The sequence below is a fragment of the Pseudomonas sp. BF-RE-25 genome (genome assembly GCF_019956105.1).
GTDB lineage: Bacteria > Pseudomonadota > Gammaproteobacteria > Pseudomonadales > Pseudomonadaceae > Aquipseudomonas > Aquipseudomonas migulae.
This window is the reverse complement of the sequence record NZ_JAHBDB010000021.1, coordinates 22288-41562: the sequence shown is the minus strand read 5'-3', so window position 1 is coordinate 41562 and position 19275 is coordinate 22288. Positions and strand designations below refer to the sequence as shown.

The 19275-nt window shown below is 59.7% G+C and carries 15 protein-coding genes; 11 read left to right on the top strand and 4 right to left on the bottom strand.

Features of this window, described 5'->3' with window-relative positions; all coding sequences use genetic code 11:
* Position 1 precedes the first annotated feature (1 nt).
* The 6 genes from KGB24_RS11320 (at position 2) to KGB24_RS11295 (ending at position 6127) form a co-directional block, all read left to right on the top strand.
* A complete protein-coding gene (locus KGB24_RS11320) occupies positions 2 to 643 on the top strand; it encodes a tetratricopeptide repeat protein (protein WP_008025516.1) in 642 nt (213 codons plus the stop codon).
* Positions 636 to 1787 carry an outer membrane protein assembly factor BamB gene (gene bamB, locus KGB24_RS11315; RefSeq protein WP_032828591.1) on the top strand — a complete coding sequence of 384 codons (1152 nt, stop codon included), beginning with the start codon at positions 636 to 638 and terminating at the stop codon, positions 1785 to 1787. The genes KGB24_RS11320 and bamB overlap by 8 nt, the downstream gene beginning before the upstream one ends.
* Positions 1788 to 2032: 245 nt before the next feature.
* Positions 2033 to 3502: a ribosome biogenesis GTPase Der gene (gene der, locus KGB24_RS11310; protein ID WP_008025521.1), complete on the top strand. Its 1470-nt coding sequence runs from the start codon at positions 2033 to 2035 to the stop codon at positions 3500 to 3502.
* Positions 3503 to 3727: 225 nt separating this feature from the next.
* Positions 3728 to 4876, top strand: coding sequence for a pyridoxal phosphate-dependent aminotransferase (locus KGB24_RS11305; protein ID WP_223415449.1), 1149 nt, complete (start codon positions 3728 to 3730; stop codon positions 4874 to 4876).
* Positions 4864 to 5655 carry an amidohydrolase gene (locus KGB24_RS11300; RefSeq protein WP_223415448.1) on the top strand — a complete coding sequence of 264 codons (792 nt, stop codon included), beginning with the start codon at positions 4864 to 4866 and terminating at the stop codon, positions 5653 to 5655. The genes KGB24_RS11305 and KGB24_RS11300 overlap by 13 nt, the downstream gene beginning before the upstream one ends.
* Positions 5656 to 5734: 79 nt before the next feature.
* Positions 5735 to 6127, top strand: a complete 393-nt coding sequence (locus KGB24_RS11295; protein WP_008025528.1) for a hypothetical protein — start codon at positions 5735 to 5737, stop codon at positions 6125 to 6127.
* A gap of 201 nt (positions 6128 to 6328) precedes the next feature.
* Here the strand turns inward: KGB24_RS11295 and leuA are convergent, their stop codons facing one another.
* The gene (gene leuA, locus KGB24_RS11290) at positions 6329 to 8008 is read right to left on the bottom strand and encodes a 2-isopropylmalate synthase (RefSeq protein WP_008025530.1); all 1680 of its coding nucleotides are present in this window, start codon (positions 8006 to 8008) and stop codon (positions 6329 to 6331) included.
* A 387-nt stretch (positions 8009 to 8395) separates the two neighbouring features.
* Here leuA and KGB24_RS11285 point away from each other — a divergent pair, with 387 nt between their 5' ends.
* Complete coding sequence (locus tag KGB24_RS11285) at positions 8396 to 8752, top strand: hypothetical protein (RefSeq protein ID WP_008025532.1); 357 nt, start codon at positions 8396 to 8398, stop codon at positions 8750 to 8752.
* A 116-nt stretch (positions 8753 to 8868) separates the two neighbouring features.
* Here the strand turns inward: KGB24_RS11285 and KGB24_RS11280 are convergent, their stop codons facing one another.
* Both KGB24_RS11280 and xseA read right to left on the bottom strand, forming a co-directional pair.
* Positions 8869 to 9690 (bottom strand): M23 family metallopeptidase, encoded by an 822-nt coding sequence (locus KGB24_RS11280; protein ID WP_223415447.1) that lies wholly within the window; start codon positions 9688 to 9690, stop codon positions 8869 to 8871.
* 3 nt (positions 9691 to 9693) lie between these two features.
* A complete protein-coding gene (xseA, locus tag KGB24_RS11275) occupies positions 9694 to 11073 on the bottom strand; it encodes an exodeoxyribonuclease VII large subunit (RefSeq protein ID WP_223415452.1) in 1380 nt (459 codons plus the stop codon).
* A gap of 165 nt (positions 11074 to 11238) precedes the next feature.
* Here xseA and KGB24_RS11270 point away from each other — a divergent pair, with 165 nt between their 5' ends.
* From KGB24_RS11270 to guaA, 4 genes are all read left to right on the top strand, one after another.
* Positions 11239 to 12006, top strand: a complete 768-nt coding sequence (locus KGB24_RS11270; protein WP_223415446.1) for a sulfite exporter TauE/SafE family protein — start codon at positions 11239 to 11241, stop codon at positions 12004 to 12006.
* A gap of 162 nt (positions 12007 to 12168) precedes the next feature.
* The gene (locus KGB24_RS11265; protein WP_008042413.1) at positions 12169 to 12717 is read left to right on the top strand and encodes a hypothetical protein; all 549 of its coding nucleotides are present in this window, start codon (positions 12169 to 12171) and stop codon (positions 12715 to 12717) included.
* A gap of 207 nt (positions 12718 to 12924) precedes the next feature.
* Entirely contained in the window at positions 12925 to 14394 is a 1470-nt protein-coding gene (guaB, locus tag KGB24_RS11260; protein ID WP_008025544.1) for an IMP dehydrogenase, read from the top strand.
* A gap of 83 nt (positions 14395 to 14477) precedes the next feature.
* Positions 14478 to 16055, top strand: a complete 1578-nt coding sequence (gene guaA, locus KGB24_RS11255) for a glutamine-hydrolyzing GMP synthase (RefSeq protein WP_008025547.1) — start codon at positions 14478 to 14480, stop codon at positions 16053 to 16055.
* A gap of 70 nt (positions 16056 to 16125) precedes the next feature.
* Here guaA and KGB24_RS11250 read toward each other — a convergent pair whose 3' ends face one another.
* The gene (locus KGB24_RS11250) at positions 16126 to 19179 is read right to left on the bottom strand and encodes a membrane-targeted effector domain-containing toxin (RefSeq protein ID WP_223415445.1); all 3054 of its coding nucleotides are present in this window, start codon (positions 19177 to 19179) and stop codon (positions 16126 to 16128) included.
* Positions 19180 to 19275 lie beyond the last annotated feature (96 nt).

The window sequence follows — 19275 nt, the reverse complement described above, 5'->3', positions numbered from 1 at the left end:
GGTGTCGAGTACCGAAGACGAACAGCTGGCGGATTTGAAGGACTGGTGGACACGCAACGGCAAGCCCCTGGTCACTGGCGGCCTGTTGGCGCTGGTCATCGTGTTCGGCTGGCAGGCCTTTCAAAAGTATCAGAGCAATCAGTCGCAAGGCGCCTCGATGCTCTATCAGCAATTGCTCGAAACCACGCTGACGCCCAGCGGCAAGCCTGATGCCGCCCGTGTTTCGGACCTGGCCGGCAAGCTCAACAGCGAATTTGGCGGCAGCGCCTACGCGCAGTACGGCAGCCTGTTCGTGGCGAAAGTCGCGGTCGACAGCGGCAAGCTGGACGACGCTGCCACCGAGCTGAAAGCCATCGTTGCCAAACCGGCCAACCCGGCACTGGGCGAAATCGCCCGTCAGCGCCTGGCGCAGGTACTGGCCGCGCAGAACAAGGTCGATGAAGCGCTGAAACTGCTCGAAGGCGATGCCGATAAAGCATTCCTCGCCACCCGCGAAGAACTCAAGGGCGACCTGCTGGTGCAGTTGGGTCGTACTGACGAAGCGCACGCTGCGTATCAAAAAGCCAAGGCGGCACTGTCGGATGAAGCGGCAGTCGGTGGCCTACAAATCAAGTTGGACGATCTGGCGAAAGGGGATGCGTGACGTGATCCGTTGGAAACATGCAGCATTGCTGGCTCTGGCCGTTTTGGCCGCGGGTTGCAGCAGCAACAGCAAAAAAGAATTGCCGCCTGCCGAGCTGGTCGACTTCAAAGAAGAAGTGGTCCTGCAAAAGCAGTGGAGTCGTTCGATCGGTGACGGTCAGGGCGAAACCTACAACATGCTGGTTCCGGCGATCGATGGCGATACCATCTATGCCGCCGACGTCACTGGCGTGGTGATGGCGATGGATCGCAGCAATGGCGACGTCAAATGGAAGAAAGACCTCGAACTGCCAGTTTCCGGCGCCGTTGGCGTAGGTTATGGCCTGCTCGTGATCGGTACGACCAAGGGCGAAATCGTTGCGATGGACGCCACCAACGGTGAAGAGAAATGGCGCGCTCGCGTGTCCAGCGAAGTTCTCGCGCCGCCGGCCAACAACGGTGACGTTGTGGTCGTTCAGACTCAGGATGACCGTCTGATCGGTCTGGATGCCTCCACCGGCAACCAGCGCTGGTTGTATGACAGCACGCCTGCGGTCCTGACCCTGCGTGGCACCAGTGCGCCGATCGTGACCAACCGCCTCGCGGTGGCTGGCCTGTCGACCGGTAAAGTGGTTGCGCTCGATATCTCCAACGGCGTGCCGGTGTGGGAACAGCGGGTTGCAATCCCACAAGGTCGTTCGGAGCTGGAGCGCGTTGTCGATATCGACGGTGGTCTGCTGCTGTCCGGCGGTACCTTGTACGTCGCCAGCTATCAGGGTCGCGTTGCGGCACTGGACCTGGAAAGCGGTCGTCAGCTCTGGCAGCGTGATGCTTCCAGCTATGCCGGCGTTGCGCAGGGCTTCGGCACTGTGTACGTGAGCCTGGCTTCGGGCACCGTTGAAGGCGTTGACGAGCGTTCCACCACAGCCTTGTGGAGCAACGACTCGCTGGCTCGCCGTCAACTGTCGGCTCCGGAAGTGTTCTCCAGCTATGTTGCAGTCGGTGACATGGAAGGCTATGTGCACCTGCTGAGCCAGGTGGACGGTCGTTTTGTCGGCCGCGAACGCATCGACAGCGACGGCCTGCGTGCCCGTCCGCTGGTGGTGGGTGACACGATTTATCTGTATGGCAACAGCGGCAAACTGGAAGCCCTGACCATCAAGTAACGACTATGCTTGGGGTTTAACCCCCAAGCGGCTTCACCTGTGTAGGAATGTAGGAGCGAGCTTGCTCGCGATGGTCGTCAACGATGACGTTGGCGGCCTGAATAAACGCGGTGCCTTGGCGTTTTTCGTCGGAGCGCCGCCCGGAGCAAGCTCGCTCCTACAGAACTCAAGGTGATTGCCCCGAGCACCAGCCGCTGCCTCGCAGCGGCTTTTGTATTTTCTGAAATAACGAAGTGGAGAGCCGCATGGTTCCCGTAATCGCCCTGGTGGGCCGACCGAACGTCGGCAAGTCCACCTTGTTCAACCGCCTGACCAGGACTCGCGACGCCATCGTCGGCGACTTGTCCGGTCTGACCCGTGATCGCCAATACGGTGAGGCCAAGTGGCAAGGGCGTTCCTACATTCTGGTCGACACCGGCGGTATCTCCGGTGACGAGCACGGTATGGACGAAAAAATGGCCGAGCAGTCGCTGCTGGCCATTGAAGAAGCCGATGTCGTTCTGTTCCTGGTAGATGCCAAGGCCGGTTTCACCGCCGCCGACCAGATGATCGCCGAGCATTTGCGCAAACGTAACAAGCGTTCGTACGTGGTTGCCAACAAGGTCGACAACATCGACCCTGAAATGGCCCGCGCCGAATTCGCCCCGTTGGGCATGGGCCACGCGATCCCGATCGCCGGTGCTCATGGTCGTGGCATCACCCAGATGCTGGAAATCGCCTTGAGCGACTTCCCGAAAGACGAAGAAGAGCTGGAAGAAGGCGAGGAAGAGGACGTTGCCGAAGGCGAGGAAGCCAAGCGCATTCCTGGCCCAAGCGAAAAAGACGGGATCAAGATCGCCATCATCGGCCGCCCGAACGTCGGCAAGTCGACCCTGGTCAACCGTATGCTCGGTGAAGACCGGGTCATCGTGTACGACCAGCCCGGCACTACCCGCGACAGTATCTACATCCCGTTCGAGCGTAACGACGAGAAGTACACGCTGATCGACACCGCCGGTGTGCGCAAGCGCGGCAAGATCCACGAAGAAGTCGAAAAATTCTCCGTGGTCAAAACCCTGCAAGCGATCAAAGACGCCAACGTGGTGATCTTCGTGATGGACGCCCGCGAAGGCGTGGTGGACCACGACCTCAACCTGCTGGGCTTCGCCATTGAGTCCGGTCGTGCGCTGGTCATCGCGATCAACAAGTGGGACGGCATGACGCCGAGCGAGCGTGACTTCGTGAAGGTCGAGCTGCAACGTCGACTGTTCTTCGTTGACTACGCCGACATCCACTTCATCTCGGCACTGCACGGCACGGGCGTGGGCAACCTCTACGCCTCCGTACAGAACTCGTTCAAGTCCGCGGTCACCCGCTGGCCGACCAACCGCCTGACCCAGATTCTGGAAGATGCGGTTGGCGAGCACGCGCCACCGATGGTCAACAACCGCCGGATCAAGCTGCGTTATGCGCACTTGGGTGGTGCCAACCCGCCGATCATCGTGATTCACGGTAACCAGATCGAGAAGGTGCCGAAGTCTTACGTGCGTTACCTGGAAAACACTTACCGTCGTGTCTTGAAGCTGGTCGGTACGCCGATCCGCATCGAGTTCAAGGGCGGCGAGAACCCGTACGAAGGCAACAAGAACTCGCTTACTGATCGTCAGGTCAACAAGAAGCGTCGCTTGATGTCGCACCACAAGAAAGCCGACAAAAAGCGCCGCGACAAGCGTTGATTCAAGGCTGGCTCGCCTCTGTAGGAGCGAGGCTTGCCCGCGAAGAACGATAACGCGGTGTATCTGATACACCGCGGTGTTGCGTTCGCGGGCAAGCCTCGCTCCTACGGGATCGGGTTCGAGAAGGAGGGCGCCACTGGCGCCCTTTTTTTATGGGCGCCGTTTGGCTATCCTCGGGCTCTCCCGCGCCGCCGTTAGAGCCGGGTGTAGAGCAGGGAATCACCGATGATCACCAGTAAGCTGCCGAATGTCGGCATCACTATCTTCACGCAGATGTCTCAGCTCGCGGCGCAAACCGGGGCGATCAACCTGTCACAGGGTTTTCCCGATTTCGATGCCCCGCAAGCCTTGTGCGATGCGGTGGGGCGGCACATTGCCAATGGCCACAACCAGTATTCGCCAATGACCGGCCTGCCGGCCCTGCGTCAGCAAGTGGCAGCGAAGATCGCTCGCAGTTACGGCGTCAATGTCGATGCCGACAACGAAGTGACCATCACGCCCGGTGCCACCCAGGCGATCTTCTGTGCCATTCAGGCGGTTATCCACAGCGGCGACGAAGTGATCGTGTTCGATCCGTGCTACGACAGTTACGAGCCGTCGGTGGAGTTGGCCGGTGGTCGTTGCGTGCATGTGCAACTCGGGCTGAATGATTTCTCCATCGATTTCCAGAAACTGGCTGAGGCCATTACCCCGCGTACGCGGATGATTGTGCTGAACAGCCCGCACAACCCAAGCGGCGCGTTGATCAGCCGTGCCGAGCTCGATCAGTTGGCGGATCTGATCCGTGATCGCGACATCTACCTCGTCAGCGACGAAGTCTACGAACATCTGGTATTTGACGGTGTGCCTCACGTCAGCGTGCTGAATCACGAAGAGCTGTATCAGCGCGCCTTCGTGGTCAGCTCGTTCGGCAAGACCTATCACGTTACCGGCTGGAAAACCGGCTACGTGGTCGCACCGCCGGCCCTCACGGCGGAGCTGCGCAAGGTGCACCAGTACGTCAGTTTCTGTGGTGTGACGCCGTTGCAATACGCCTTGGCCGACTTCATGGCCGAACACCCGGAGCACATTGAAGAACTGCCGGGCTTCTACCAGGCCAAGCGCGATCTGTTCTGCGACTTGCTGACACCATCGCGTTTCAGTTTCACTCGCGTCACCGGCACCTATTTCCAGTTGGTCGATTACTCGCAGATCCGTCCCGACCTCAACGACGTCGAGATGGCGCTGTGGATGACCCGCGAACACGGCGTGGCGAGCATCCCGATCTCGGTGTTCTACCAGACGCCACCCGAAGGCCAGCGCCTGGTGCGCCTGTGCTTCGCCAAACGTGAGGAGACCCTGCGTGACGCAGCGGCAAAACTATGCGTGATCTGAGTGCATTGCCGAATCTGACCATCGCGCTGATCCAGACAACACTGGCCTGGCACGACCGCCAGGCCAATCTGGAGCATTTCGAGCAACTGCTGGAGCAGGCTCGTGGCGCGGACTTGATCATCCTGCCGGAGATGTTCACCACCGGTTTTTCCATGGAGTCCGAGACGCTTGCCGAGGCGGAAAACGGTCCCACCAGCAAATGGCTGCGTGCCCAGGCGGCAAAACTCGATGCGGTGATCACCGGCAGCATCATCGTTCAGGCCGCTGACGGCAGCCATCGCAATCGCCTGTTGTGGGCGCGGCCGGATGGCGAAGTCTGGCATTACGACAAGCGCCACTTGTTCCGTATGGCCGGTGAGCACAATCACTTCACACCGGGTGAGCGTCAGGTGCAGTTCGAGCTCAAAGGCTGGCGCGTGCGCCCGTTGATTTGCTACGACTTGCGTTTCCCGGTGTGGAGCCGCGATGCCCAGGACACAGACCTGTTGCTGTACACCGCCAACTGGCCGGGCGCGCGGCGCCAGCACTGGAACCGTTTGCTGCCGGCGCGGGCAATCGAAAACCTGTGCTACGTGGCGGCAGTGAACCGCATTGGGACCGACGGGAAAGGCTTTGCATATACCGGCGACAGCCAGGTGCTGGATTTCCAGGGCGAGACCTTGCTCAGTGCCGGCGAAGCCGATGGGGTGTTTCAGGTCGTTTTGAATGCGGCCGACCTTCAGGCTTATCGCACACGTTTTCCGGCGAATCTGGATGCTGATACGTTTGAGTTCACCTGATCGGTGAATGTTGAACGATCTATGGGTACAGATTTTTCTGTGCGGGCCGATAGCAAGGTCAGCCAAGGAGGAGTGACCCATGATCAATGTCAGCACCATCACCATTAACTCGTACGCCGTGTCCTCGCCGAATGTCGCGACCGGTCAAGCTGACGAACGCAAACTGGTCCCGGTTGATGATGCGACTGACAAGGATGGCACGCTGCGCGTCAACAGTGCCGGGGCCAACATCGACTCGGTCGGTGGTGCCAGTGACCCGATTGCCGCGTTGAAAAAGCAGATCGAAGAAGCCCAGAAATTGCTGGCCGAACAGCAAGCTCAACTGGCAAGTGCGCAGAAGAGCCAGGACAACGAGCAGAAGGCGGCGCAGGTGATGGAAATCCAGAGCCAGATCGCCGTGACCAGCAGCAACTTGCAGGTGCTGCAAGCCGCTTTGTTGCAGGCGATGTTCAGCGTAGATACCCATGCCTGAAATCTTTGTCGCCTGACAGGGCCCCTTCGCGGGCAAGCCCGCTCCCACACGGACGGGATGTACACAAATTTTGTGTTCACATCGTTCACTGTGGGAGCGGGCCTGTCCGCGAAGGGGCCATAACAGACAGTACAAAAACAGCAGGCAAACAAAAAGGCCCCAAGGTTCGCACCTTGGGGCCTTTTGCATTGCAGCGAAGGCTTACGCCGCTTTCGCTTCCGGCTGGCTCAGCGAGCGGTTCAGCGCGCTGAACAGGGCCTTGAAGCTGGCGGTGGTGATGTTTTCATCGATGCCCACGCCGTGCACCGCACGTTGGCCTTCCACACGCAGTTCGATGTAGGCCGCGGCCTTGGCGTTGGTGCCCGCGCCGATGGCGTGCTCATTGTAGTCCATGATCTCCACCGGAATCGGCAGACCGGCCACCAGCGCTTCCAGCGCGCCGTTGCCTTTGCCGCGCCAGTGCAGGTTGGTTTCGCCCTGGCCCTTGCCGGAAACTTCCACTTCCACGGCGCTGTGACCGTTTTCTTCCTGCAGGCGATGGCTGACCAGCGCGTACGGGGTGTTGGCCTGCAAGTACTCGCTGTGCAGCAACGCGTGGATCTGCTGGGCGGTCATTTCGAGGCCCAGGCGATCGGTTTCACGCTGCACGACCTGGCTGAACTCGATCTGCATGCGGCGCGGCAAGCTGATGCCGTATTCCTGTTCCAGCAGGTAAGCGATACCGCCCTTGCCCGACTGGCTGTTGACGCGGATCACCGCCTCGTAGCTGCGGCCGATGTCGGCCGGGTCGATCGGCAAGTACGGCACTTCCCACAGGGCGTCCGGTTTCTGCTGGGCGAAGCCCTTGCGGATGGCATCCTGGTGGGAGCCGGAGAACGCGGTGTGAACCAGGTCGCCGACGTACGGGTGACGCGGGTGCACCTGGATCTGGTTGCATTCTTCGACGACTTTGCGCACGCCGTCGATGTCCGAGAAATCGAGCTCAGGGTGGATGCCCTGGGTGTAGAGGTTCAGTGCCACGGTGACCAGGTCGACGTTGCCGGTACGCTCGCCGTTGCCGAACAGGCAGCCTTCGACACGATCCGCACCCGCCATCAGGCCCAGCTCGGTGGCGGCCACGCCGGTGCCACGGTCGTTGTGGGTGTGCAGGCTGATGATCACGCTGTCACGACGGTTGATGTGGCGGCCGAACCATTCGATCTGGTCGGCATAGATGTTCGGGGTCGCGCATTCGACGGTGGCCGGCAGGTTGAGGATCACCTTGTGCTCAGGCGTCGGGTTCCAGACTTCGATGACCGCGTCGCAGACTTCCTTGGCGAATTCCAGCTCGGTGGCGCTGAAGGTTTCCGGCGAGTATTCGAAGGTCCACTGCGTGTCCGGCTGCTGGGCAGCGTATTTGACGAACAGCTTGGCGGCGTTCACGGCGATGGCCTTGATCCCGTCCTTGTCCTGGTTGAAGACAATGCGGCGGAAGGAAGGGGAGGTCGCGTTGTACAGGTGAACAATGGCTTTCTTCGCGCCGCGCAGGGATTCGAAGGTGCGCTCGATCAGGTCTTCACGGCCCTGGGTCAGCACCTGAATGGTGGTGTCGTCCGGGATGTGGTTGCCTTCGATCAGGGTGCGCACGAAGTCGAAGTCGGTTTGCGACGCAGCCGGGAAGGACGCTTCGATTTCTTTCACGCCAACCTGTACGAGGGTTTTCCAGAAACGCAGCTTCTTGACCGCGTCCATCGGCTCGATCAGCGACTGGTTGCCGTCGCGCAAGTCGGAGCTGCACCAGATCGGCGCGGCGGTGATGGTCTTCGACGGCCAGGTGCGGTCCGGAATGTCGATGGTCGGGAACGCGCGGTATTTCGAAGACGGGTCTTTGAGCATGCTCATCGGGAAATCCTTATTGTGTGGGCCGAAAAAAGGCGGCCTGCCGGTGGATCAAAAGTTCTTGGGGAAAAGCGTAAACGAGGCGTCGCGATTCAGCCTGGCAGTCGTGCGCTGACGAGGCACAGGCTGCGGTGCTGGCGAAGCTGAATGAGGGTGTGAGAGGTTTTCATGTCTTCAACCCTAACCGCGAGGGTGAAGGATGGCAAGCAGTCGAAAAAAATTGAGAGGAATACTCGCTAGCGCGTATTTATCGAGATTTTATTGCTGTGAGTCCCCGTGATTGTTTGGTTTTTTGCGCGAGCTTCAAGCGATGCGCAATTGATGGTTTGAGCGCCGGGTGCTGACAGTCGGGCTATTCTTAAAGCCTCGACTGGCATTCAGGAGTCGGCGATGAACGAGTCTGACTGGAAGCAGTATTGCGTGTTACGGCCGGTGGCACATGAGCGGATGTGCGAGCGGATTTTGTCGGATGTCGAAAAAACGCTGCTGGATAAGAGCAACGCGCCCTACGAACGAATAGATGCCAGCGAGGAGCTGCTGAAAGCCGGGCAAAAGGAGCTGTATTGGGCGTTTGGTGTTTTCAGGTTTTCGCGTCATGAAGCCCGATCGCATTTGCTTGGGTTGTGCGCGCGGGAATTGATCACGGCAGAGGAGTTGAGCTGGTTTTCAGTCGAGACGCAGGAGTGGGTCAAACACTGCCTGGCGGACCGAGAGGTCCATGGGATAGAGGACCTGGACGCGGAATAATCGTTGTCAGTGATGCCGCCTTCGCGGGCAAGCCCGCTCCCACATTTGTTCGGTGTGAACACGGTAAATGTGGGAGCGAGCCTGCTCGCGATGAGGCCATCAACCTCACCGAAAATCTAAGGCTGAAACGCACCAATGAAAATCGCCGGATCCACCCGCGCATCATTCAGGCTTACATTCCAGTGCATATGCGGCCCGGTCGCCCGTCCGGTCGAACCGACCTTGCCAACCACCCCGCCACGCGCCAGTTGCTGCCCCACCTTCACATCGATCTTCGACATGTGACAGAACATGCTGATAAAGCCCTGCCCATGGTCGACAAACACCGTGTTGCCGTTAAAGAAGTAGTTACCGATCAAAATCACCTTGCCCGCCGCCGGGGTCTTGATCGGCGTGCCGGCGCCCACGGCGAAATCCAGGCCTGAGTGGGGATTGCGCTCTTCACCATTGAAGAAACGGCGCACGCCGAACTTGCTCGACAGCGGGCCGTTGACCGGTTTGTCCAGCAGCAGGTTACTCGGCGTATTTGGGCTGAACGTGCGGTAGGCGGCGATCTGCTCGGCCAGTTCGCGCTCGATGCGCTTGAGATTGTCCGGGTCCGGGTTGACCTGTTGAGTGTTTTTCAACGTGATGCGCTGTTCCGGATACTTCTTGTTGCCAACGGTGAAACTCAGGGTGCGGCCGCCGCTGCTGATGGACTGGGCACCCGGTTTGACGGTCAACGGCACACCGACAATCGCCAGCCAATTGTCCTGTTCCTTGACCACCAGCACCGGTTTGCCCTGATAACTGGCTTTCGGCGCTTGGGCAGAGCTGCCCAGATCCACCACCGCCACGCCCCCCGGCACTGGTTTGTTCAACAGGCGGGTGATGTAGCTGTCAGCGTGGGCGTTGAAGGTCAGGCACAGCAACAGCAGCGAAGCAAAAAAACGCGGCATGGATCAATCCAGTAAAGAAAGGGTGACAGGCGTCAGGTGATTGTCTTCGACCCGCACTTGCAGTTCGCCTTCACCCAGTTTGGCTTTCAGGCGTTGGCCGTTGTGGGTTTGCGCGGCGTTGCGGATCGCGTTGCCGCGCTCGTCCAGCAAAATGCTGTAGCCACGGCCGAGGGTCGCCAAAGGGCTGACCACGTGCAGAGTCTGCACCTGACTTTGCAGTTGCAGGCGACGGGATTTGAGCCCTTCGCGCATGGCCCGAGGCAGGCGTTCGGCGAGGCTGTCGAGGCGCTGACGCAACATCGCCAGTTGCCGCCCCGGATGTTGCCCGGCGAGGCGGGTTTCCAGGCGGATCAGCCGTTCGCGACGGGTGTTGAGGCTGCGCTCGAAGGCGCGGCGCATGCGCATGTCCAGATCATCCAGACGTTGCGCCTGTTGGCGCAGACGTTCACCGGGATGGCGCAGGCGACGAGAGATGCCTTCCAGGCGCAGTCGATCACGCATTAAACGGTCACGCATGCGCATCACCAGCCGGCGGTGCAGGCTTTCGACCCGACGCACCAGGTCGCTGGAATCCGGCGCCAGCAGTTCGGCGGCGGCGGACGGCGTCGGGGCGCGAACGTCGGCCACGAAATCACTGATCGATACATCGGTTTCATGGCCGACGGCGCTGACAATCGGCGTCACGCAAGCATCCACGGCGCGGGCCACGGCTTCTTCGTTGAAACACCAGAGGTCTTCCAGCGAGCCGCCGCCACGGGCCAGGATCAACGCATCGAAACCACGGGCGTCCGCCAGTTTCAACGCGTGGACAATCTGCGCCGTCGCTTCACGGCCCTGCACGGCGGTGGGGATCAGCGTCAGCTGGATCTGCGGTGCGCGACGGCGGAACACGCTGATGATGTCGCGGATCACCGCGCCGGTCGGCGAACTGATGATGCCGATGCGCTGCGGATGCGCCGGCAGCGGCACTTTGCGCTCGGCGCTGAACAGGCCTTCGGCGCTGAGTTTTTCCTTCAAGGCATCGAAGGCGAGGCGCAGCGCACCGTCACCGGCCGGCTCGACGGTGTCGAGAATCAGCTGATAATCGCCACGGCCTTCGAACAGCGAAACCTTGCCGCGAACCTTGACCGCCAGACCATCCTTCAGCGCCTGACGAACCCGCGCCGCGTTCTGCCGAAACAGCGCGCAACGTACTTGGGCACCGCTGTCCTTGAGGGTGAAGTACACGTGGCCGGACGCCGGGCGGGCGAGGTTGGAGATTTCGCCTTCGACCCAGATATTGCTGAACACGTCTTCGAGCAACACCCGCGCGCGGCCGTTGAGCTGGCTGACAGTCAGGACTTCACGGTCCAGGCCGAGTCTTGCAAAGGGATCTTTAATCATGGGGCGCATGATAAAGGCATTCTCCAGCCGAATGCACGATCCCCTGTAGGAGCGAGCCTGCTCGCGATGCTGTGTCAGCTACATTGGTGTCGGCTGACACACCATCGCGAGCAAGCTTGCTCCTACAGGGGTAGAGTCTGCCTCGGGATTCATGGATGACTGGGGATGAATGTGTTTGAACTGATGAATCAATGGCCATTTGGCGGGGTGGATTGGCTGGTGATCGGGGCGGCCATCGCCCTGGCGTACATCGTATTTGGCATCGCCGGGTTTGGCACTGCACTGGTGGCGGGGCCGATTCTGATTTTGTTCATGCCGCTGTCGAAGATCGTGCCGTTGCTGGTGCTGCTGGATTTTGTCGCGGCGTTCGGCAATCTGCTGCCCTCGCGACGGGATGTGGCCAGGCCTGAGTTGCTGCGGCTGTTGCCGTGCATGGCGGTGGGTTGCACGCTGGGGGTTATCTTTCTGCTGAACCTGAAATCCGACGTGTTGTTGCTGTTGATGGGGCTGTTTATCAGCGTCTATGCGGTTTACAGCCTGTGGGTCAAAACCCGACCGACCCAGTTGTCTGCCGCCTGGGCCGTGCCGATGGGCACGGTGGGCGGGATGTTCGGGGCGTTGTTTGGCAGTGGCGGCTTTTTATATGCGATCTATTTGAACAGTCGGTTGCCGAAAGACGCGGCGCGGGCGACCCAGAGTGCGCTGATCAGTTGCAGCACCGTGGTGCGCCTGAGCCTGTTTGCTGTCGCGGGTGTGTATGCCGAGCTACCCTTGTTGTTACTGGCGCTGTGTTTGTTGCCGGCCATGGCGCTGGGGTTGTGGGTCGGCCGGCGGTTGACCATGCGATTGTCCCGCGAGGCGTTTGTGCGGCTGGTGACCTGGTTGGTGCTGGCCAGCGGGATTGCGTTGATCGGGCGGTATTTGAGTACTTGACCGTATTTCGTCAAGGATTAAGCTGCCGCCCGCTCGGACGCCTTCGCGGGCAAGCCTCGCTCCTACAAAGGCAGGCGCAGAACCTGTAGGAGCGAGGCTTGCCCGCGAAGGCGTAGGACGGCACACCGCAGAACTTCCATTTGACGCAGCAGGCTTGCACCCATGAACTCCCAAAGCATCATCGTCCCGAAAATCTCCACGCTGCCGGTGCACGAACCCCGGGCCCGGGCGGTCGTGCGGTGGCTGGTGCGCAAGGACATCATCAAGGAAGAGCTGACCACTTGCGGCCGCACCGGCAACCGCATGGGGCACGCGATCGCCGACGGTGCTCGCGCCGTGGTGCTGCACCCGGATGCGCTGCCGTTCGGCGAGCCGGTCAATGGCCTGGAGATCATTACCAAACGCTGCATTTATACGCCGGCCAAAGGTTTTCTGGGTGAGGCGGGTTGCGCCGAGTGCCGCAAGGAAATCGGCGAAGCGCTGTTCGAAAGCCTCGAAGACTGGATGCCGGGGCGTACCGATAACTTCACCTGTCCCGAATGCGGGCATGAAGATGACATCAATGGCTTTCTGTTTTTGCAGGAGTGCGGGTTTTCCAACCTGGGGTTCATTTTCAACAACTGGGCCGAGGCCGGGTTCAAGCAGAGCTTTATCGATGAGTTTGCCGATTGGCTGGATCAGCCGGTTAGTTGGGTGAAGGTCGAGTTGTGACACGCCTGATGGACCGCGTTAACGTTCATCGCCAGCAAGCCGGCTCCTACAGATCGGCGGTGTTTTTGTAGGAGCCGGCTTGCTGGCGATGCTCTGTAAATCTCCCGTCGATCACCGCATCGATAATAGACAGAGTTTTACATTGAACCCGAGGGGGTGTCTGACTATAATGGCGCGCTTCCATTTTCCCGCTCGGGAGCCCCCGCGATGCTGCGTATCAGCCAAGAAGCTCTGACATTCGACGACATTCTCCTAGTGCCCGGTTATTCCGAGGTGCTTCCTAACGAAGTCAGTCTCAAGACCCGCCTTACCCGTGGCATCGAGCTGAACATTCCTCTGGTTTCTGCCGCCATGGACACCGTTACTGAAGCCCGTCTGGCAATCGCCATGGCTCAGGAAGGTGGCATCGGCATTATCCACAAGAACATGACCATCGAGCAGCAAGCTGCCGAAGTTCGCAAGGTCAAGAAGTTCGAAGCCGGCGTCGTCAAGGATCCGATCACCATCGAGGCTGACGCCACGGTCCGTGATCTGTTCGAACTGACCCGCATGCACAATATCTCCGGCGTTCCGGTACTGCACGATGGCGACCTGGTCGGCATCGTCACTTCCCGTGACGTGCGCTTCGAAACCCGTCTGGAAGCCACCGTACGTGAAGTGATGACGCCTAAAGAGCGTCTGGTCACCGTCCGTGAAGGCGCCAACAAGAACGAAGTCCGCGAGTTGCTGCACAAGCACCGCCTGGAAAAAGTCCTGATCGTCGACGACAAGTTTGCCCTCAAAGGCATGATGACCGTCAAAGACATCGAAAAAGCCAAGGCTTACCCGCTGGCCAGCAAGGACGATCAAGGTCGTCTGCGCGTAGGCGCTGCGGTCGGCACCGGTAAAGACACCGGTGACCGCGTTGCCGCGCTGGTCAATGCCGGCGTTGACGTGGTGGTGGTCGACACCGCTCACGGTCACTCCAAAGGTGTGATCGACCGCGTTCGCTGGGTCAAACAGAATTTCCCTGAAGTGCAGGTCATCGGCGGCAACATCGCCACCGGCGCTGCCGCCAAGGCCCTGGCCGAAGCTGGCGCTGATGCAGTCAAGGTCGGTATCGGCCCTGGCTCGATCTGCACCACCCGTATCGTCGCCGGTGTCGGCGTCCCGCAAATCAGTGCCATCGCCAACGTCGCCGCTGCCCTTGAAGGCACCGGTGTTCCGTTGATCGCCGACGGCGGCATCCGTTTCTCCGGTGACCTGTCCAAGGCCATCGTAGCCGGTGCTTCCTGCGTGATGATGGGCTCGATGTTCGCCGGTACTGAAGAAGCGCCAGGCGAGATCGAACTGTTCCAGGGTCGTTCGTACAAGGCTTACCGTGGCATGGGTTCGCTGGGCGCCATGTCCCAGGCTCAAGGTTCCTCCGACCGTTACTTCCAGGACTCCTCGGCAGGCGCCGAGAAACTGGTTCCGGAAGGCATCGAAGGGCGTGTTCCGTACAAGGGCACCCTGAGCGCGATCATCCATCAACTGATGGGCGGCCTGCGTTCCTCGATGGGTTACACCGGCAGTGCCAACATCGAAGAAATGCGCACCAAGCCTGAGTTCGTGCGGATCACCGGCGCTGGTATGGCCGAGTCCCACGTTCATGACGTACAGATCACCAAAGAAGCGCCAAACTACCGCGTAGGTTGAGCCTTCAAGCAAAAAGTTAAGTAACCGGGGCTGTTTTATTCAGCCCCGAGTTGTTTCTGAATTACATAGACGAGACTGACTTCATGGCCCTCGACATTCACGCCCACCGCATCCTGATCCTCGACTTCGGTTCCCAGTACACCCAGCTGATCGCCCGCCGCGTGCGTGAAATCGGCGTGTACTGCGAACTGCATCCGTTCGACATGGACGACGAAGCGATTCGCGAATTCGCTCCAAAAGGCGTCATTCTCGCCGGCGGTCCCGAGTCCGTGCACGAAGCCAACAGCCCTCGCTGCCCGCAAGCGGTGTTTGACCTGGGCGTGCCGGTCTTCGGCATCTGCTACGGCATGCAGACCATGGCCGAACAGCTGGGTGGCAAGGTCGAAGGTTCCGAACTGCGTGAATTCGGTTATGCCCGTGTCGACGTGGTCGGCAAGAGCCAGCTGCTGGACGGCATCGAAGACCACATCGACGCCGACGGCCTGTTCGGCCTCGACGTGTGGATGAGCCACGGTGACAAGGTCACCAAAATGCCGCAGGACTTCCACATCCTGGCCAGCACCCCGAGCTGCCCGATTGCCGGCATGTTCAACGATGACCTGCGCTACTACGGCGTGCAGTTCCACCCGGAAGTGACCCACACCAAGCAGGGCGGCCGGATCCTGTCGCGCTTCATCCTCGAGATCTGCGGCTGCGAAGCGCTGTGGACGCCGTCGAAGATTGCTGAAGACGCCATCGCCCAGGTTCGCGCCCAGGTTGGCACCGACAACGTCTTGCTCGGCCTGTCCGGCGGCGTTGACTCCTCGGTGGTTGCCGCGCTGCTGCACAAAGCCATCGGCGACCAGCTGACCTGCGTCTTCGTCGACAACGGCCTGCTGCGTCTGCACGAAGGTGAGCAAGTGATGGCCATGTTCGCCGAGAACATGGGCGTCAAGGTGATCCGTGCCAACGCTGAAGACCAGTTCCTGAACAACCTGGCTGGCGAAAGCGATCCAGAGAAGAAGCGCAAGATCATCGGTCGTACCTTCATCGACGTCTTTGATGCCCAGTCCAACAAACTGGACAACATCAAGTACCTCGCCCAAGGCACCATCTACCCGGACGTGATCGAGTCGGCTGGCGCGAAAAGCGGCAAGGCGCACGTGATCAAGTCGCACCACAACGTGGGCGGCCTGCCGGAAGAAATGAACCTCAAGCTGGTTGAACCGCTGCGTGAGCTGTTCAAGGACGAAGTCCGTCGTCTGGGCCTGGAACTCGGCCTGCCGTACGACATGGTCTACCGTCACCCGTTCCCGGGCCCGGGCCTGGGCGTGCGGATCCTCGGTGAAGTGAAGAAGGAATACGCCGACCTGCTGCGTCGCGCCGACCACATCTTCATCGAAGAACTGCGCAAGGCCGACTGGTACCACAAAGTCAGCCAGGCGTTCGTGGTGTTCCAGCCGGTGAAATCGGTTGGCGTTGTAGGCGATGGCCGTCGTTACGCCTGGGTCGTGGCCCTGCGTGCCGTGGAAACCATCGACTTCATGACTGCGCGTTGGGCTCACCTGCCTTACGAACTGCTGGAAACCGTCAGCGGCCGCATCATCAATGAAATCGAAGGCATCTCCCGCGTCACTTACGACGTGTCGAGCAAGCCGCCAGCGACCATCGAGTGGGAATGATCCCGGTCTGACTGATCGCCTGTAACACCTCAAAGGCCCCGTGAATGTGAATTCACGGGGCCTTTGCGTATCAGGCAGTTACAGCCGGCAGGCGCCCTTGCAACGTCAGGCCCATGCGGTTGAGTGCGTGGGCAAGGCTGATCAGATTCGCGTAGGTGATCTGATGCACACCCGCCCAGGCCGGACGGTTGATCCGAAAGCCGCTATCCATCGTTCGCTCGATTGTCGTTCGCACAATCTGGCCAGTGCGGCTGCGATGAATCAGCGAGAAGGTGTCTTCCGACCTTTCAATGGTGAACATGCCTTGGCGGAACAGCAGCTGATTGATCTGCTCGGGCGTTCGTTGAATGAACGGCGTCGGCATCTGCAGGCTGATGTCGGCATACAGGGTGTCGGTACTACCGTGCATCGGGCCAGCTCCCCCGGCATTCTCATGGCCTACTTCGATACCATGGTCGATGTCCAGGTGCAGACTCTGATCGAGTTGCACTTCTTCTATGCGCAAACCGATACCACCCTCCGTTTCGCTGATGCCGGCCATTCCCCTGAACGTGTTGGTACTCTCCTGGTCGGTGAGTACCAGCCATTTTCCGCCGCCGTTGCGGGCTTGAGTCGCCTGCATGATGGTGTGGGTAAGGTAGGTCTTGAAGGATTGCTGTGCTCTGAGGGTCATGGTCGAGTCTTCATAACGATAACTCGCCAGGCAGTCAGTGGCCTGGATTCGAATGCCGTTCTGTTGAGCCGTTTTGACGACCTCCAGCGGCGTGAACTGTCCCGCAGGATCGCCTGGCAACTTTTTCAGGTACATCTCCAGCATGCCATGCATGTTTCCGGTTTCGGCGAAGTTGTTCAGGTCGACTTGATTGAAGTCGTTGAGCAGACGATGCATGTAGATCGTCTTGACGCCTTTCCTGGCCAGCGTCGGCATGTTTTCGATCAGGAAGCGCATGCTGGCAATGCGATCCTGACTTTCACCGACCACCAGCCCCGGTGCTGCATCGAATACCTTCTCGATGAGTTCGGTGACCGTCGTGGATGGAGTGATCACGGGCTGGACCGGTCGGGGAGGCAGCGAGGCGAAAAAGTCCTTGGGCATTTGGAATGCGATTGCATCCCTGGCCAGTGCCGTGCGACGTCCGGCGACATACTCTTCGTAGGGGGAGACCCCTCTGATTCGCCCACCAGGCATGTTGACGACTTTTATATGGGTTTCCTGTTTTCCCAACGCCAGGAAATTCAACGAGCGACCGTTAGGGGCATCGTATCGGGTCAAGTGTGCGTGATCATTTACTTTGGGCGGCAATGGGGCCGCGGGCCGGGAGGGCCCGGGAACAAGTTTGCTGGGGCCTTTGCCGCCACCCTTCAACCCGTTTTTCGGCGCCAGCTCCCATTCACCTTCGGCATTCAGGCGCACGGGAATCGACCCCGTAAAGGCATTCGGATTCTGCGGATCAATGATGGCCCATGTTCCGCCACCATTGGCGTCTGCTTCGAAACGTACGAAGTACGCCTGCTCGTTTATCAAGATGGCATTGGAGGGTTGTGAATCGAGTGTGTAGACACCCTGGAATTTTCCGCTGGTGGCCATGGGGTAGCTTTCGAGGATTTCATTACTTTGCCAGTGCTCTGGTACTTCAAACGCTTGGGCGGTTTCATCGGGCAGGCCTGACAACTCTCCAGGTTGCAGGGTGACTTCCTCTGATTCGTCGGGTGCCTGCGTTTCTTGCGTGCCAGCGGTTTCTTCGGGATCGAGCGTCTTGTTCAAGTCCGACATCTCGGCCGCTTCTGCCGCCTCAGCCGCAGCCCCGGCTTCGTCCAACACACTGACCTCTTTGAGCAGCGGGAGATTGAACAGCACATTGATGCCATCGAGCACCGCGCCGATGATGCCGGCCTTGCGTTCTGCCGCTGTTTTGCCATTCGCCGCTTTGTCGATGTTCAAACCCATGGCCGCGATGCTGGCCCCGATCACCGGCAATGCGATCGGCCAGCCAAGCACCGCCAACGGGCCGAAAGCGTGCAGTGCGGCGGTGAGATAACCCAGCCATAGCTGCTTACGCATCTGTCCATTACTCACCAGCGTCAGGTCAGCCTCTTCCAGCATCGTGCTCTGGACAGCCCGGCTCTGCCAGGTGAACACGTCACCGCTGATGGTGATGTCTTTTTGATTGATCAAATGGTGGTCGTACTTGCCCCAGGTGCCGACCAGTTGGTTCATCAGCGGGGTGATGTTGTCGTGGACCTCCTTGCGAACCGACAGCGGGAAATGGGTCATGAATTCGGTTCGGGGCTTTTCTTCGTTCATTTGCAACAGCATCCACCAATGCATGTCCGTCAATGTCGGGTGCACGTGGAAGGGGTCTGCGGCACCGGGAACGTAGGTGATTTGCCGACCGTTGGGCTCAACGATGCGCAGAATATCGGTGGCGACATGCCCTGCGACATCCAGCGCGCAGACACGAAGATCCGCAGGCGTAGCGGTTTGCGCTTTCAGGGTCGCCAAGGTGATCGGCCAGGACGCGCCACCGATGACGGCCCTGATGACGGTCTGGAAATCCTCCTCTTCGAGTTGCCCGCTTTGCCGCGCCTCCACGGCTTTGCTGAGGTAGTTACATTTGGCCAGTGTGCGGTAGTCATCAAAATGGCTGGCCCAGAACGCATTCAGCTTGTCCAGGTATCGCTGACTGAGGTTCTTCTCCCACAGGTCCGCGAGCACCTGCCTGGGGTACATCCGCACTTCATTGGTTTCGTTGTAAATACTGGCGTTTGCATCCGCCGTGTAAAACCCGCCATTGCTGTCCAGTTCGAGGGCGTCGTCCTGGTCGGTCACGCGGTACCGATGGATGACCAGTTGCGTCAGGGTTAAAGATTCACTGGGTTTGGGCGCGTGCTCCCAACCCAGAAAAGCCTTGGTGCTGCTGGCCGAGACATTGTCGAAGCGATGCCACCAGACCTGATCCGGGTCCAGGTGGGTGATGCCGTGTTTTTGCAGGATTTCACTGGCGACCGAATGGGCTTCTTCCTGCAAACCGGGGCAGGCTGTCACCACGACCGGCGCGATGAGTCTGAGTGTTTCCTGGTCGGCGGCATTGCTTGATGCGGGGGTGTTTTGTTCGGTGGACATGCTCTCGCTCCTTGAGAAATGGGCAGCGATGATTGCCCGTTTCCATGCAGGAGGTGCACTACATAGTTATGCCCAAATGCGATTCAAGAACCTGTA

Coding starts and splice junctions, on each gene's coding strand:
- KGB24_RS11250 (WP_223415445.1), bottom strand. CDS start 19,179: ATGTCCACCGAACAAAACACCCCCGCATCAAGCAATGCCGCCGACCAG.
- leuA (WP_008025530.1), bottom strand. CDS start 8,008: ATGAGCATGCTCAAAGACCCGTCTTCGAAATACCGCGCGTTCCCGACC.
- KGB24_RS11305 (WP_223415449.1), top strand. CDS start 3,728: ATGATCACCAGTAAGCTGCCGAATGTCGGCATCACTATCTTCACGCAG.
- KGB24_RS11295 (WP_008025528.1), top strand. CDS start 5,735: ATGATCAATGTCAGCACCATCACCATTAACTCGTACGCCGTGTCCTCG.
- der (WP_008025521.1), top strand. CDS start 2,033: ATGGTTCCCGTAATCGCCCTGGTGGGCCGACCGAACGTCGGCAAGTCC.
- xseA (WP_223415452.1), bottom strand. CDS start 11,073: ATGATTAAAGATCCCTTTGCAAGACTCGGCCTGGACCGTGAAGTCCTG.
- KGB24_RS11285 (WP_008025532.1), top strand. CDS start 8,396: ATGAACGAGTCTGACTGGAAGCAGTATTGCGTGTTACGGCCGGTGGCA.
- bamB (WP_032828591.1), top strand. CDS start 636: ATGCGTGACGTGATCCGTTGGAAACATGCAGCATTGCTGGCTCTGGCC.
- KGB24_RS11265 (WP_008042413.1), top strand. CDS start 12,169: ATGAACTCCCAAAGCATCATCGTCCCGAAAATCTCCACGCTGCCGGTG.
- KGB24_RS11270 (WP_223415446.1), top strand. CDS start 11,239: ATGAATGTGTTTGAACTGATGAATCAATGGCCATTTGGCGGGGTGGAT.
- guaA (WP_008025547.1), top strand. CDS start 14,478: ATGGCCCTCGACATTCACGCCCACCGCATCCTGATCCTCGACTTCGGT.
- guaB (WP_008025544.1), top strand. CDS start 12,925: ATGCTGCGTATCAGCCAAGAAGCTCTGACATTCGACGACATTCTCCTA.
- KGB24_RS11280 (WP_223415447.1), bottom strand. CDS start 9,690: ATGCCGCGTTTTTTTGCTTCGCTGCTGTTGCTGTGCCTGACCTTCAAC.
- KGB24_RS11300 (WP_223415448.1), top strand. CDS start 4,864: ATGCGTGATCTGAGTGCATTGCCGAATCTGACCATCGCGCTGATCCAG.